Genomic DNA, 15,623 nt, shown 5'->3' on the forward strand with positions numbered 1-15,623 from the left:
TTAATACTTAATGTAACTTAATGGCTAAATTTGATTACACTTTTTTATTACTTTTTAGCACTCATGCGCGTCGTCAGCTGCTCTTGAAAAAAGCCGCTTGCTAAAGATTTTTCCACGTCTAATGGACGTAAACCCTTAGGTTCTTCTAAGAGCATAAACCTAGTGTAAAGATATCAAACCAACTGTTGCAAAAATAAACCTGAAAGATCAACACGACCTATATTCAGCAGTAAATGTCTGTTTATAATAGGATCAATATTATTCAAAAAAAGGGTTGTCATGAGTCAGGTATTAGACGATTTACTTTCATTGTTAAAGCTAGAAACTATCGAGCAAGGCATTTATCGCGGTCAAAGTCAGGACCTGGGATTTAAAGCACTTTTTGGTGGCCAAGTTATGGGACAAGCACTGTCGGCAGCCCAAGAGACGGTAGAGACTGAACGCCAAGTACACTCATTACACTCATATTTTTTACGCGCTGGTGATGCGTCGAAGCCGGTGGTTTACGAGGTAGAAGAGCTGCGAAATGGCCGAAGCTTTAGTGCTCGTCGTATTCAAGCTATCCAAAATGGTAAAACAATTTTCTATATGACCGCGTCATTTCAGGCGCCAGAAGTTGGATTAGATCATCAAGATAGCATGCCAGAAGTGCCTAATCCTGAAGAAGTATCTTCTTATCAAGACTTTATCTTTGAACATCAGGATATTTTACCTGAAAAAATCCGTGGTAAATTTTTGTCTGAAAAGCCAATTGAAATTAAGCCAATAGATCAGTACAACTGGGTTAATCCAGAAAAAATGCCTGCTAAGTGTAATATGTGGATTAAGACTAATGGTGATTTACCTGATGACTTACGTATTCATACCAATATGTTGGCTTATACTTCTGATTTCCATTTTTTACCGACGGCTTTATTTCCTCACGGCCAAACTCATTGGAATCCAAACCTGCAAATCGCCACGATTGATCATACTATGTGGTTCCATCGCCCATTTAGATTTGACGATTGGCTGTTATATGTCATTGACAGCCCGTCAGCAACCAGTGGCCGCGGACTAGTAAAAGGCCAAATTTTTAATCGCCAAGGTGAGCTAGTTGCTTCTACCATGCAAGAAGGGGTTATTCGCGTTCATAAACCTTAATTTAGGTTTTTAGTGATTTGGCTTTAGCGAGTTTGCCAATCAAAGCCTGTAGGGTGTTGAAAAACGCGTAAACCAAATTCAGGCGCTATGGCATAGAGGTGGTCAAAAATATCTGCTTGTATGCCTTCATAGGTTATCCAGCTGGGGTCATTAGTAAAAAAGTATAACTCCAGTGGAATACCGGTTGGAGTTGAAGCTAGCTGTCTGACCATGCAGGTCATGCCATGATGCACACTTTCATGTTGTTTTAGGTAAGCCTCGACATAGGCGCGAAAGGTGCCAAGATTGGTTAACTGCCTTTGATTGACTTTATCATGTTCAGCAATACCTTTTGCTCGATTATTTTCAGCAATATCTTCACACTTTTCATTAAGGTATTGCTTGATCAAACTAATGCTTTTTAGGCGCTCAATTTCTTCTGCTTGATAAAACTTAATACTGGCTAAGTCGATATTGATCGCGCGTTTGACTCTGCGACCACCTGAATTAAACATATCACGCCAGTTTTTAAACGAGCCGCTAGTTAAAGCATGAGTTGGTACAGTAGTTACCGTGCGATCAAAATTTTGAACCTTTACCGTATTCAGGCCAATTTCTAACACGTCACCATCCGCACCGTATTGAGGTAACTCCACCCAATCACCCGGTGCGACCATTTTATTTGCTGAAATCTGAATGCTGGCCACCAGCCCTTTAATGGTGTCTTGAAACACCAACAATAACACTGCCGTTAGTGCACCTAAGCCACTAAGCAAATAAATGGGTGACCGATCAATAATTGTCGAAACCGCTAATATGGTTGCCACTAAATAAATCGCTAATTTGATCAGCTGGATAGTGGCATTTAGCGGTACATAACGCGCTTTTGCTTTTGACTGGTAAAGGTGCTGAATTACATCCAGCAATGCAGTTAAGCAACGGGCAATTTGGTAAAAAATAATGACCTTGATAAACATGCTCAGCACTGGAATTAGTGCCGAAGACTCAGGTAATAGCAGCGGGGTAAAGACAAGAACCAAAAAGTATGGAAATAACAGTAATACCTTACTTACTAACTGATGTTTTAAAAATAAGTCGTCCCAAGTATTTTTGGTTCTTTCAACCAATGAATTAATGAAAACTAGAATACGATGCTTAACAAGATAGTGGCTAACCGATGCTAAAAGCACTAACAATAATAAACCTGCTAGGTTTTGTCCTAACACCATATATTGCGATGGCCAACCAAGCGCGTTAAGTTGTTGCGTAATCCAGTCTGTCATTAACTACCCCTTAATTGTTGGCTATTCATCTCAAGCAAAATTTGATCTTTTTCAGTCCAAGTGCTGTTAAGCCAACGTTGAAAATTTTGCTTAAATACTTTGTCATTGAAATAGTCACCAATGATCTCTTTTGGTATATCAATCGCTTGTACATTGACATATATCTCTTTGACTTGACCACAAATAAATTGTTTAAAACTAGGAATTCCTTTGGGGTAAAAAATAGTAACATTAACAATTTTATTTAAATGCTGTCCCATTGCATCAAGTACTAAGGCGATGCCGCCAGCTTTCGGGCGCAATAAGTAACTAAACGGTGATTTTTGCTTGCTATGTTTGGCTTGGGTAAATCGCGTACCTTCAATAAAGTTCATTACACTTACCGGCTTATGTTTAAACTTCTCACAAGCAACGCGGGTTGTTTCTAAATCTTTGCCAATTAAGTGCGGATTTTTTTTAAGGTAGCTCTGGCTGTATCGCTTCATAAAAGGAAAGTCTAACGCCCACCAAGCAATCCCTAAAAATGGCACATAAATTAGTTCTTTTTTGAGGAAAAACTTAAGGAATGGAATTTTGCCATGCAATATGCGTTGCAATACCAGAATATCTACCCAGCTTTGATGGTTACTGACAACTAAGTACCAGTCTTTTTTAGTGACGTTCTCAAGGCCGCTAACGTGATACTTGATTGGCGTTAGTAAATTTTGGATCCAAGAGTTTACTGCCACCCAGTTGCTTGCCATTTGATCGAGAATATAACTGAATACTTTCTGCCAGCCTTTGGCCGGTACTAGTGCTTTAAGCAGCGAACTGATAATAATAGGAATAAGCCAGAATAAGGTGTTAACGGTATAGAAAAGGAATGACAAAATTCCTTTAAGCGGGCCAGGTAGAAAACTTAACATAGTAACTTTGATATTTTGGTTATTAATTAATAGGTGCTAAGTAATTGTATGCTTTTATCGGATAATTTGAAAATTGCATTTTTGACAATTTGTTGAATAATTTTCAGAGGTTATCTTGGTTTAGCAAGTTATGGCTCAGGTCGAAAATTGGATTAGAGCCGTTGTTTTCGTTAAACACTGAGTTTTGCTCTATTTAGCCGATATTATCTTTTCACGTTCCGTTTAAAAATGATAAACCTGCTTATTTTCAAAGGGCTATGTCTTTAGTTGTCGTTAGGTTACAAAAACAACACCTTTTAACTTACCTTAAGTTTCGTAGCACTTAAATGCTTAACCTAGCGCAATAAAATGACGAAAGTTTGCGGTATATGCGATAAACCTATTAAAAATATCATTTTTGTCGATAAATTCAGCAAAAGTTTGTTGCTATTACTTGGTGAATGGCGTATTGCTATCAAGGAGTTTAATTAGGAGGAGCAATGAACTTTCAGCGTGTTGTGATTAAAGTTGGCAGTGCTTTAGTAGCACCTGACAAACAAGGCTGTAGCGGGCACTATTTACTTGCTATCGCGCGCTTTGTTACTGAATGTCGACAAGCGGGTAAAGAGGTTATTCTAGTATCATCTGGCAGCGTGGCTGCTGGACGCGCACTTATACAACACGGTTCACCCAATCCCTCTATTCCAACCAAGCAGGCAATGGCGTCAGTTGGACAAATGAAAATGATGGCAAACTGGCAGCGATTCTTTGACGTGCCATGTAGCCAGCTATTAATTACCCATGGTGATTTAAAAGATCGTCAGCGTTACATTAACATCAAGAATACGCTAAGAATTTTATTGGAAAACGACATTATTCCAATTGTTAACGAAAATGATACAGTCGCTACCGAAGAGTTGAAGGTTGGTGACAATGACAACTTAGCGGCACTTGTAGCGTTAGTGAGTGAAGCAGATAGCTTACTGATTTTAAGTGATGTTGATGGTTTGTATCGTGAAAACCCCAATGATAACCCTGATGCTGAAATGTTGACGGTAGTCGACAAAATAACACCTGAGGTTTATCAAATGGCAGGTGGCACCTCAAATGTCATTGCAACTGGCGGTATGCAAACCAAAATACAGGCGGCGGAAAAAGCCGTAGAAAATGGTATTGATACCTTTATTGTTAATGGTAAAAAAGCAGAGGCTTTTGAACGCTTACTTAAAGGTGAAAACCCAGGAACGCGATTTATTGCCCAGCAAACGCATATCAAAGCGAAAAAGCATTGGCTTAAGCACACCTTAAAAAGTGCTGGGCAAGTATTGCTTGATGATGGCGCTACGAGAGCGGTAATGAAAAATGGTGCTTCTTTGTTACCGTCGGGTATTTGTGAGATTACTGGCGAATTTTCCGCCGGTGACACTATAGATTTAGTGTCGAAAAATTCAACACAGGTGATTGCTAAAGGTATTACTCAATATAGCCATCGAGATTTGGTAAAAATTAAAGGAATCAATAGTAATCAAATTAGTCAAGCGTTGGGTTACTGCCCAAGTCGGGTGATTGTTCATCGTGATGATATGGTGACTCTAGTGAAAGAAGAAGTAGATAATGACTCAATTTAATATTGCGACCATGGCGCAGCAGGCAAAGCTAGCCAGCCGCCAAGTAGCGCAACTAAGCACTACAGAAAAAAACACCCTGTTAGCTGATATGGCGGCTGCAATTGTTGGCGCTAGTGAACAAATTCAACAAGCTAACCAGCAAGATTTAGACAGTGGCCGCGACAAAGGCCTTTCAGATGCGATGCTTGATCGATTAACACTCACGCCAGAGCGTATCAAAGATATTGCTAATGCCATCTTAGAAATTGTTAACTTACCGGATCCTGTCGGTAATATTGCGCATATGCAACTGCGACCAAATGGTATTCAGGTCGGCAAAATGCGTATTCCGCTTGGTGTGATTTCAATGATTTATGAATCACGACCTAATGTGACGGCAGAAGCAGCTGCCCTGTGTATTAAATCGGGCAATGCGGTAGTATTGCGGGGTGGCTCGGAAGCTATTCACAGTAATTTAGCGCTGGCCAGCTGCTTACATCAAGTGTTAGCACAGCATCAACTTAACCCTGCTATGGTCTCTGTTATTCCAGATACCAGCCGTTCAGTGATTGAACAACTATTAACCTTACGCGAAGATATTGATTTAGTGATCCCACGCGGTGGTGAAGGCTTAATTCGCTATGTTACGGAACATAGCCAAATACCAGTGATTCAGCACTTTAAGGGCGTATGTCATTTATATATCGACGAATTTGCAGATATTGATAAAGCATTAAATATTTTAATTAATGGCAAAACTCAGCGGCCAAGTGCGTGTAATTCAATTGAAACTTTATTGGTGCACCAAACGATTGCCGCAAAATTTTTGCCCAAAGCCGCACAACGTTTGCAGACGTTTAACGTTAAAGTACACGCCTGTGGGCAAAGTATTGGTTATTTTGCTGATGCCTTGGCGGCAACCAATGATGATTATTTAGCAGAATACTTAGCGCAAGAAATTGCGATTAAGGTAGTTGCTGATTATCAGCAAGCAATTGATCATATCAATCAATATAGCTCAGATCATACCGAAGTGATTGTTAGCCAAGATACATCACGCTGCCAGCAATTTATTCGTCAAATAAATTCGTCAGTAGTGATGGCAAATGCCTCATCGCGTTTTTCAGATGGCAATCAACTGGGGCTAGGCTCGGAGATAGGCATATCAACGAGTAAGTTGCATGCCTATGGTCCTATGGGGTTAGAGGCGCTAACTACGGAAAAATTTGTCGTTATTGGCGATGGCCAAATACGTGACTAGTTGAGCGCTGAATAGTGTAATCGCCTAACTTAGCAAGATTGGGCTGCACTAAGCTTACACTGTAACTTGTGATATAAGTTGATATTTTCTTTTAACAAGTGCTGAGTTTGGACATTATCTAATGCCGACTTGGCACTATTTAGGTTATTACTATCGGTATAAATTTCTGCCAGTCTCAAATAAGCAAGGCTCTCAAAAGAAACCTCTTGTAATTGTTGTGCAGCAGCAATCACGGCATTTAGCTGTGGAATGGCTTGTTCATCGTTTCCTAAAAAGTGTTGCGCGCGGGCAACATTGTATAGCGCTAATAGTTGGTAGTAGCGACCATTATCATTATTGGCGTTGCTAAGGGCCAATTCCATGTATTTTAGTGTAGCCTCATGATTTTCTAAGCGATGAGATAAGTAGCCAAGAATGGTATAAATTTTCTTTTTGATAAAGCTATTTTGATGATCAACAAACTTGGCTTCCAATGCCAACAATAGTTTCAAACCTTTGTCGAAATCGCCGGTATATAGTTGAAATGTTGCATAATCAATAATGGCTTGCGGATTCCCGCTTTTTGCTAGCTCTTTGAAGGCATTATCAACACGCAATGTATAGTCGTCGACATTGATATCACCATCTATTTGATGCAGCTTTACTTTATACATATAACTGTTGAGCTCAACGCGCAGCGGCTTATTAGGTAATGCCAGTAGCTCGTTTACTTCGGCAATAATTTCATGATAGCGCTGCACAATAAATAACATGTCGAGCAAATTTAGCTTTTGATTAAACCACAGATGAGTTGCTTTTGGCGTTTGATCAATTTGCAGCTTCAAATCAGTAATACACTGTTGAAGGTTTTGATTACAATTTTCGCTATTGTCGTAAGCGAAAGCATGATGAGAAAAAGTTATTAGCGTGGTGAACAAAAAGCTAATAAGCAAGGGCTTTAATTTGACAATCATCTTATCTCGACACCATTCATCTGTGGTTTTTTTTACGCTATTTATTTTGTTTTATCAAGCGTCGAATTATAAATTGATAATACGTTAACCCAATGGTAACCGATTTGTTACAAGTACTAAAAGTAGAGTAAGTCAGCTTTGAAACTTTCTATAACATCATGTTTTTGTTGATGTGCTTAACGATAAGCTGAACAATATCAATGCGCCTATCAGCACGGTGCATTTCAACTGCAACTATATATCTAAATTAGAAATATTTCATTTTCTCTTTTTAAATGTATGCTGTTGATTATTAAGTTGAAAAATTCTTCATTTCACTTATTTAAAATTTAAGTTCGATCATTTTCCGCCCTCACTCTTGATTGTTCATTTTTCGACCTCATATATAAGCATAAGTGATTAATTAAGGTCATTTATTCAGAGGGCATTATTATGCCTACTAACGTCACACCTCCTCCTCGAGGTCCATGGGGCGATAAATCGCCTGCTCCACCCGATTTAGATAAACTTTTTAATACTGGTCTGCCTAAGCTCCAAGGATTTTTACCTGGGGGAAGTTTTCTTAAATTCTTATGGCTACTGCTTTTAATTCTTTTGAGTTTCACTGCTTGGACGTCGGTCTATACGATTCCAAGTGATTCTGTCGCTATTGTTAAACGGTTTGGCAAGTATGCTAGAGAGGTGCCTCCGGGGCTGCATTTTAAACTTCCCTTTGGTATTGAATCAGCAACCACTGTTCCCGTTAAGCGACAATTAAAGCAAGAATTTGGCTTTAAAACGTCTGGTGCACAAGATCCTTTTCAAAATAGCTTAAATCATGACGAACAACGTGAAACTCAAATGGTGACAGGCGACCTTAATGCCGCCTTAGTTGAGTGGGTCGTACAATATCGAATTTTAGATCCCGTTAAATTTCTATTTGAAGTTAGAGAGCCCAGTGAAACACTTAGGTATGTCTCTGAGTCAGTCATGCGTGAAGTAGTTGGAGATCGAACTGTTGATGAAGTGATTACGATTGGTCGTCAAGAAATAGAGTCACAAGCATTAGTAAAAATGCAAACCCTTTCAACCAAATACACTATGGGTATTAGTATTGATCAAGTGCAGTTAAAGAATATTAACCCACCTAAACCTGTACAAGAGTCTTTTAATGAGGTGAATCAAGCACAGCAAGAAAAGGAAAAACTGATCAATGAAGCGAGGCGAGACTACAACAAAATTATTCCTTTAGCACTGGGTGAGAAAGATCAGCGAATTCGTGAGGCGGATGGCTATCGATTAAAACGTATTAATGAAGCTGAGGGGGATATAGCGAGATTTGATGCTCTACTGGTTCAATATGTTAAAGCACCGGAAGTCACACTTCGTCGTATTTACATTGAAACCATGCAGCAAGTGCTACCTCAAGTGCACTCTAAAATCATTATCGACAAATCAACAAGCAGTATATTGCCACTGCTTAACCTTGAACAATCAAATAAAATGTTAAAAATAGGAGAGAAACAATGATCTCCAAAAAGATTACTATTTTCCTGATCGTACTAGCGTGTTTAGTTATTACAGTACAGCAATCGCTTTATACCGTAGATGAAGTGGAACAAGTGATCATTACACAGTTTGGTAAACCGATTGGCGAGCCAGTAATGACGGCTGGCTTAAACGCAAAAATGCCTTTCATTCAATCTGTAAACGCCATTGATAAGCGTATATTAGAATGGGATGGTGCCCCCTCCGATATGCCAACTAAAGATAAGTTATATATTTCAGTAGACCTTTTTGCCCGTTGGCGAATTACTGACCCTCTGCAATATTTCTTAAGGTTGCGAGATGAGCGTAGTGCGCAATCTCGGCTCGATGATATATTAGGCAGTGAAACGCGCAATGCTGTGGCAAAACATGAACTCATAGAAATAATTCGTACCACGAATGACCGCAAGCCACTTCGCGATGCCATGCTAACCAAAGCAGAAAGAGATTTAAAAATGGGTAATTTAGTGCCTATTAAGAAAGGTCGAAAATGGGTTGAAGAAGAGATATTTACTGCCGCTGCGGAGAAAGTCAAAGTATTTGGTATTGAATTGCTTGATATTCGCTTTAAGCGCATTAACTACAATGAAAGCGTACGCCCTAAAATTTACGACCGTATGATCAGTGAGCGTCGCCAAATTGCCGAACGATTTTTATCGGAAGGTAACGGTGAAGCTGCAAGAATACGTGGTAACCGTGTTAGAGACTTAAATAAAATTCAATCTGAGGCTTATAAAGCGGTTGAAAGCATCAGAGGCTTAGCAGATGCACAAGCCGCGAATATCTACGCAAAATCCTATAGCCAAAGCCCAGAAGCTATGCAGCTTTATCAATTTACGAGAACCATGCGAGCTTATCCTGACATTATTGCTGATAATACAACGCTGGTTATGTCAACAGATAGTGATTTATTAAAATTTATCAATGGCATTAGCCATTCGGGCAAAAAATAGCTAAGCCTAATTGTTATACGGTTCGCTTCTTTTTACGCGCCGTTCTTTTTAAACGTTAATGGAGTGAACATAATGATGACAGTGACGGCTCAAAACGTATTGATGAAAAAGTACGGTATTTTATGCAAGCAAATGACAATTTATTGTTATAAACATTCACATTTTAATAATTTTAAAGATGCATTAAATACCGAAGCGTTAGATCAAGATGTTCCTAGGGAGCAATCCAGTGATTCCAATAAATAAAGCCGCATGGCAAGAAAGGTACTTAACGCGTTTAATTGACAATAACAAACACAATAAAGGTAAGATTAATTACTACTGGTCACTAAACAAGCTTGCTGAAGATTTTCAGTTCAATTTGGATGATCTACCATTTATTACCAAGATATTTTTGGAAAACTTCCTTAGAAACTGCACAGCTAATGACACTTTTAATTATCAAAATGTTGTCAAAACAATCAAAAATATAGTTGCGTCAACATCTCCAGCTGACTTTGAATTTCCATTTTTCCCCAGTCGTGTATTAATGCAAGACTATACAGGCGTGCCTGCATTAGTTGATCTGGCAGCAATGCGAGATGCAATCGCAGATAAAGACGGTGATGCTACTATTATAAATCCCGTATGCCCCGTTGATTTAGTAATAGATCATTCACTTATTGCAGATCTGGCTGGACGCCCCAATGCATTAACACATAATCAACAACGTGAGATGGAAAGAAATCATGAGCGTTACCAATTCTTAAAATGGGCACAAGCCTCATTCAGTAATTTAACTATTATCCCACCAGGGCGTGGCATTTGCCATCAGGTCAATCTCGAATATTTAGCACAAGTAGTTAGGGATGAAGTTAATGTATTAATTCCAGACACATTGGTCGGTACTGATAGTCATACGACGATGATAAATGGCTTGGGGGTGCTTGGTTGGGGAGTCGGAGGTATTGAGGCCGAAGCCGCAATGTTAGGCCAACCATTGAGTATAAATACTCCTCAAATAGTAGGCGTTAAATTGCTAGGAAAAATGCAAGTCGGTACCACGGCAACTGATTTAGTCTTAACTATCACTCAAATATTGAGAAACTATGGTGTCGTTGGCAAATTCGTTGAGTTTTATGGTTCCGGTGTTTTAGAATTAAGTATCGCCGACAGAGCAACGGTTGCCAATATGGCTCCTGAATATGGAGCGACCTGTGGTCTATTTCACATTGATAATGAAGTTATTGAGTACTTAAAGCTTACTAATCGTTCATCGGCTTTAGTTGAACGTGTTCACACATATGCATTAGCGCAAAAATTATGGAGTGAAGATTCTAAGGCTAATGCAACATACCCTGAAAATATTGTCATAGACCTTAACACAATAGAGCCTTCGGTTGCAGGGCCAAAGCGACCACAAGATTGTTTTCCACTCAATACCATTAAACGAGTGACTAGAGAAGTAAGCGAACTTGATTGGCATTGTTCAGCTAGAGAGAGTTTACCTTATAGACTAAGGCCATTAACCTGCGGAGATATTGTCATCGCGGCGATTACTTCCTGTACTAATACCTCCAACCCGAAAGTAATGTTACAGGCAGGGTTATTGGCAAAAGCAGCCGTTGAACGAGGGCTGAAGATTAACCCTAATGTAAAAACATCGTTAGCGCCGGGTTCTCAAGTTGTTGCTCGTTATCTTGATAGCACTGGTTTACAACAATATTTGGATAAATTAGGTTTTAATTGTATTGGCTTTGGTTGTACAACTTGTATCGGTAACTCTGGGCCACTAGACCCTGATATAGAACAGCAAATTAGCGAAGGTAATCTAAATGTAGGTGCTGTTTTATCTGGAAACCGTAATTTTGAAGGCCGTATTCACCCCTCAGTTCGATTAAACTGGCTGATGTCGCCTCCGCTTGTTATTGCATTTGCTTTAAGAGGCCATACTCGAATAAACCTCGACAATGAGCCATTAGGTCTAGATAAAAATGGTCAACCGACATTTTTACGCGATATTTGGCCAAATGATTACTTAGTCAACGAGACAATGCGTGCGATAACCAAAGAGAGTTATGCATTGTCATATCAAGATATGTTAGCTGGCGATCATGCGTGGGAAGATTTACCAATAAGCAATACGGACTGCTATCCGTGGAATAGTAATTCGACTTATATTATTCAACCTCCTTTTCTCGAGTTATTAGCGCAAACAGGTCATGAAGGGCTTAATAGTTGCAATCAAGTCCATGGTCCAATCAAAATCAAATCAGCTAACATTTTAGCAATTTTTGGCGACTCCATTACGACAGACCATATCTCCCCAGCGGGACAAATTAGCCCGTATAGCCCTGCTGGCAAATATCTTATCGCTAAAGGTGTGACACCAGAGCAATTTAATAGTTATGGCGCTCGGCGCGGTAATCATGAGGTGATGGTGCGAGGCACGTTTGCTAATAACAGACTACATAATAAGATTATTGCGCCGGAACAAGGGGGAATAACGAGGATTTTTGATGACAAACAATTGCACAACAAAGCACATGTCTCAATTTTTGAAGCAAGTGAGTATTACGCAAAGAGTAACATCCCCTTGGTAATTTTCGCGGGTAAAGAATATGGCACTGGTTCAAGTCGAGATTGGGCAGCTAAAGGTTGTCAATTGCTTGGCGTTCAAGCCGTTATTGCAGAATCATTTGAACGTATTCATCGAAGTAATTTAGTTGGCATGGGGATCATGCCATTGCAATTACCAAAAGGTACATCTGTTGAAAGTTTACATTTACAAGGCAATGAATTAGTTGATGTTATATTCGACAATGATAATAGCAGTCACCGTTTAGCGCCAAACCAGACGTTACTAGTGACGATACACTCTACCGCATATGATGAAACAAAAGGAGCAGTAACTTTGCCTGTAGTTTTACGTATTAATAGTTCACTGGAGTTAGATTATTTTATTGCTGGAGGGGTTTTGCCTTACGTGGCAAGCCAATATTTATGAACAAACAAACACTTTGTTAATGCTCAGGCAATGCGTTGAGTTCTTACTTTTCTTAACTTTAATAGACAGTAATTAACAATACTTGTGCAACGAATATGCACAGGAGCCATTTATGAACTTGCTTGAGCATTAAAAATTTAACGCATAAAAGGCCAAAAAAATAATAAGTGAATAAACAATAAATTAGCTGAAATGCTTAATTCTATTGGTCTGATAGCTTGTTTAGGATTGTATTGGAACAAGGAAAAAAGTGGGGTGGCATATGGGACTTGAACCCACGACAACTGGAATCACAATCCAGGGCTCTACCAACTGAGCTAATGCCACCATAGAGTCTTGATTCAGGGCTGAATCAATCAGTGCGCGGATTCTATATCAACTGGCGCTGCTTTGACAAGCGAGTTCTCGTAATTTCTTTAATTCAAGGTAGAATTAAAAGGAAATAATGTGGTTGGAGGCCTTATGTCGCTCGATAATTTATTTGCCCAGCTTGATCAGCATATTTCAGGGGAGGAAAAAAAGTTACCACCAGTAGAGCTTTGGAACCCTGATTATTGTGGAGAAATTGATTTAATTATTAAGACCAATGGTGATTGGTTTTATATGGGCACGCCGTTTAAGCGCTTATCGTTAGTGAAGTTATTTGCTTCGGTATTGAAAAAAGAAGCCGATGAATACTTTTTAGTGACGCCGGTTGAGAAAGTAAAAATTCAGGTGGAAGACGCGCCATTTTTGATTACCCGCTGGCAATGGCAAAATGATCAGCCTCACGCTAATTTAATGGTGGCCACTAACTTAGGTGATGAATTTATTTTAGGGGAAGATCATCCGCTGCGTGTTGATAAAGAAGGGAATATTTATTTAACCGTACGTCGCAACTTAGAAGCAAAAGTACATCGTAATGTTTATTATCAATGGGTTGAGCAGGCTAAGCAGCAAGAAAGTGAACAAGGCACCGCTCTTGTCTTGGAAAGTCAGGGCCAGGAATTTGTGATTGGCCACTATTAGTGGCCATTAATAGTGGCTTTTAAGTAATGACAAAGGGTTTAAATTACCCGAGAAAAACGTTGCTGATTAAGATGTTGTTTCATGTAGGCATCAAAGGTCATGCAGATATTTCTGATCAACAGCCGAGCTTTCGCCGCCACTTCGATAGTGTCTATGTTATTGTTCACTAAGTTATCTTGAATAAAGGTCTTTAACGACAACAGTTCATCAGCAAAATAGTGATCAAAGTTAATGTTAAACTGCTGTTCAAAGGTGCGTTTATCTAGCGTCATATTACACATCAATGATTTAATCACTTCACCGCGAATTTCATCATCTTGAGTTAAGGTTACGCCTTTGTCTATGGCATATCCTTGTTCATCAATGGCTTGATAGTAAGCTTTTAAATCTCGCTGATTTTGGCTGTAACAATTGCCGATGGCACTAATTGATGAAACCCCTAAACCTAGTAAATGGCAGTTACCTTGGGTGGTATAGCCTTGGAAATTTCGATGTAATGTGCCGCCGCGCTGGGCAATGGCTAATTCATCTTGAGGCTTGGCAAAATGATCCATGCCAATAAACTCAAAACCTTGTGCGCATAAAGTTTCAACCGCTAACTGCATTAACGCTAACTTTTGTTTGGCGTTTGGCAACCATTCATCTTTTAGTTTACGTTGCGCGGCAAAGCGCGATGGCAAATGGGCGTAGCTGAACAAAGAAATGCGATCAACAGCCATAGTGTTGACGCTAGCTAATGTTCGCGAAAAGGTTTCTATGGTTTGATGCGGTAGGCCGTAGATTAAATCAATATTTACAGACTTAAAACCAACCGCTTTCGCACGATGGGTTAATTGGCAAATAAATTCAGTAGATTGTTCACGGTTAATTGCTTTTTGTACCTGTTGATCAATATCTTGAACACCAATGCTCATGCGGTTAAAGCCAAGTTCAGCTAAGTGATCGGCTAAGTCGAGCTCAATTTCTCTAGGGTCAACTTCAATACTGAGTTCGGCATTTTCAACGACATTAAACTGGCTTTGTAGTAGGTTGGTTAATTTGGTAATTTGTGTTTTTGTCAGAAAACTGGGTGTGCCGCCGCCCCAGTGAATTTGCGTTACCTGAAACTCTTTAAATAGCGGCGCTTGTTGTTTAATTTCTTTTGCTAGATAGTCTAAATAGATATCAGCTTTGTCACGGTGGCGGGTCACTATTTTATTACAGCCACAGTAGTAACAAAGGCTGTGACAAAATGGAATATGGACATACAGCGAAAGCTGCTTGTCTTTAGTCGCGTTAATGGTTTCAATGGCGTTGATAAAGGCGGGTCTATCAAACTCTGAATTAAATTCTAATGCGGTAGGGTAAGAGGTGTATCTTGGTCCGCTGGTATTATATTTCGCGATTAGTTTTTGGTTAAATAGTTCGGCGACTTGCATGTTATCTCCCTAAAGATCCCCTATAGGGGCAAGTCGCTATTGTAGATTGTTGAATTTGCCGCGTTTTGATCTCGCGCAAATAGTTGCTAGTTAACTCGACCTGTTAACTTAATTAATTTAATTAGTTGGGACTGCTAAGCTGCTGTTGCATTGCCAGTACAGCTTTGTGCAGTAACTCAAGTTCCTGATTAATTTGATCAGTTAATCGCGCTTCAGCTTGCATACGCTCAACATCTTGCTTCATACGTTGCTGTTTCGGCAACTGCTTGCGCTCGTCCAAAATAGCATGATGTTTGATGCTGGTGTACAACTCTGAAATAGCGGGATATTCATTCGACATCTGGTTAGTTAACTTAAGCGAGTCCATTAATACCGATAGTCGCCATGCACCTTCACCAAATTCACATTGCGACTCTTTCATGGCGCGGACAATAATGACCATGCTGCTTAATACTTTGTTATCATGCTCAGACAGCTTTTCGAGAATTTCAGCTTCAGCCTTAGCTTGAGCTGCTTGCTGTTGCTTAAGCTGCATTAATAACTTGCCTGCATATATGGCTAAAGCAAAAATGATAACACCACCTAAGCCAGCAAGTGTTAGCCAGTTATCAGTTAACATGG

The 15,623-nt window shown here is 39.6% G+C and carries 13 protein-coding genes and 1 tRNA gene; 8 read left to right on the forward strand and 6 right to left on the reverse strand.

The features are described 5' to 3' along the window. Positions 1–279 precede the first annotated feature (279 nt). Positions 280–1,143 carry an acyl-CoA thioesterase II gene (gene tesB / locus ACOB82_RS15965; RefSeq protein ID WP_448213986.1) on the forward strand — a complete coding sequence of 288 codons (864 nt, stop codon included), beginning with the start codon at positions 280–282 and terminating at the stop codon, positions 1,141–1,143. Between the two features lie 23 nt (positions 1,144–1,166). On the opposite strand, the gene ACOB82_RS15970 is transcribed toward tesB, so the two are convergent. After that, the gene (locus ACOB82_RS15970; RefSeq protein ID WP_448213987.1) at positions 1,167–2,405 is read right to left on the reverse strand and encodes a mechanosensitive ion channel family protein; all 1,239 of its coding nucleotides are present in this window, start codon (positions 2,403–2,405) and stop codon (positions 1,167–1,169) included. Then, positions 2,405–3,310 (reverse strand): acyltransferase, encoded by a 906-nt coding sequence (locus ACOB82_RS15975; protein WP_448213988.1) that lies wholly within the window; start codon positions 3,308–3,310, stop codon positions 2,405–2,407. The genes ACOB82_RS15970 and ACOB82_RS15975 overlap by 1 nt, the downstream gene beginning before the upstream one ends. Positions 3,311–3,789: 479 nt before the next feature. Between ACOB82_RS15975 and proB the strand changes: the two genes are divergently transcribed. Together proB and ACOB82_RS15985 are read left to right on the forward strand one after the other, a co-directional pair. Beyond that, positions 3,790–4,917 (forward strand): glutamate 5-kinase, encoded by a 1,128-nt coding sequence (gene proB, locus ACOB82_RS15980; protein ID WP_448213989.1) that lies wholly within the window; start codon positions 3,790–3,792, stop codon positions 4,915–4,917. Continuing rightward, complete coding sequence (locus ACOB82_RS15985) at positions 4,904–6,157, forward strand: glutamate-5-semialdehyde dehydrogenase (RefSeq protein WP_448213990.1); 1,254 nt, start codon at positions 4,904–4,906, stop codon at positions 6,155–6,157. The genes proB and ACOB82_RS15985 overlap by 14 nt, the downstream gene beginning before the upstream one ends. A gap of 29 nt (positions 6,158–6,186) precedes the next feature. Here ACOB82_RS15985 and ACOB82_RS15990 read toward each other — a convergent pair whose 3' ends face one another. After that, a complete protein-coding gene (locus tag ACOB82_RS15990; protein WP_448213991.1) occupies positions 6,187–7,110 on the reverse strand; it encodes a hypothetical protein in 924 nt (307 codons plus the stop codon). Positions 7,111–7,542: 432 nt separating this feature from the next. Between ACOB82_RS15990 and hflK the strand changes: the two genes are divergently transcribed. From hflK to acnA, 4 genes are all read left to right on the forward strand, one after another. Beyond that, entirely contained in the window at positions 7,543–8,619 is a 1,077-nt protein-coding gene (gene hflK, locus ACOB82_RS15995; RefSeq protein WP_448213992.1) for an FtsH protease activity modulator HflK, read from the forward strand. After that, positions 8,616–9,590, forward strand: coding sequence for a protease modulator HflC (gene hflC, locus ACOB82_RS16000; protein ID WP_448213993.1), 975 nt, complete (start codon positions 8,616–8,618; stop codon positions 9,588–9,590). The genes hflK and hflC overlap by 4 nt, the downstream gene beginning before the upstream one ends. A gap of 72 nt (positions 9,591–9,662) precedes the next feature. Further along, positions 9,663–9,836 (forward strand): hypothetical protein, encoded by a 174-nt coding sequence (locus ACOB82_RS16005; protein ID WP_448213994.1) that lies wholly within the window; start codon positions 9,663–9,665, stop codon positions 9,834–9,836. Continuing rightward, entirely contained in the window at positions 9,820–12,576 is a 2,757-nt protein-coding gene (gene acnA, locus ACOB82_RS16010) for an aconitate hydratase AcnA (protein ID WP_448213995.1), read from the forward strand. The genes ACOB82_RS16005 and acnA overlap by 17 nt, the downstream gene beginning before the upstream one ends. A 251-nt stretch (positions 12,577–12,827) precedes the next feature. Here the strand turns inward: acnA and ACOB82_RS16015 are convergent. Further along, positions 12,828–12,903 (reverse strand) — tRNA-His (locus tag ACOB82_RS16015). Positions 12,904–13,038: 135 nt separating this feature from the next. Here ACOB82_RS16015 and ACOB82_RS16020 point away from each other — a divergent pair. After that, positions 13,039–13,584, forward strand: a complete 546-nt coding sequence (locus ACOB82_RS16020) for a DUF1285 domain-containing protein (RefSeq protein ID WP_448213996.1) — start codon at positions 13,039–13,041, stop codon at positions 13,582–13,584. A gap of 38 nt (positions 13,585–13,622) precedes the next feature. Here ACOB82_RS16020 and hemN read toward each other — a convergent pair whose 3' ends face one another. Beyond that, entirely contained in the window at positions 13,623–15,002 is a 1,380-nt protein-coding gene (hemN, locus tag ACOB82_RS16025; RefSeq protein ID WP_448213997.1) for an oxygen-independent coproporphyrinogen III oxidase, read from the reverse strand. Between the two features lie 121 nt (positions 15,003–15,123). Beyond that, complete coding sequence (locus tag ACOB82_RS16030) at positions 15,124–15,621, reverse strand: DUF2489 domain-containing protein (protein WP_448213998.1); 498 nt, start codon at positions 15,619–15,621, stop codon at positions 15,124–15,126. Between the last annotated feature and the right edge of the window lie 2 nt (positions 15,622–15,623).

This window comes from Colwellia sp. MEBiC06753, from assembly GCF_053470325.1.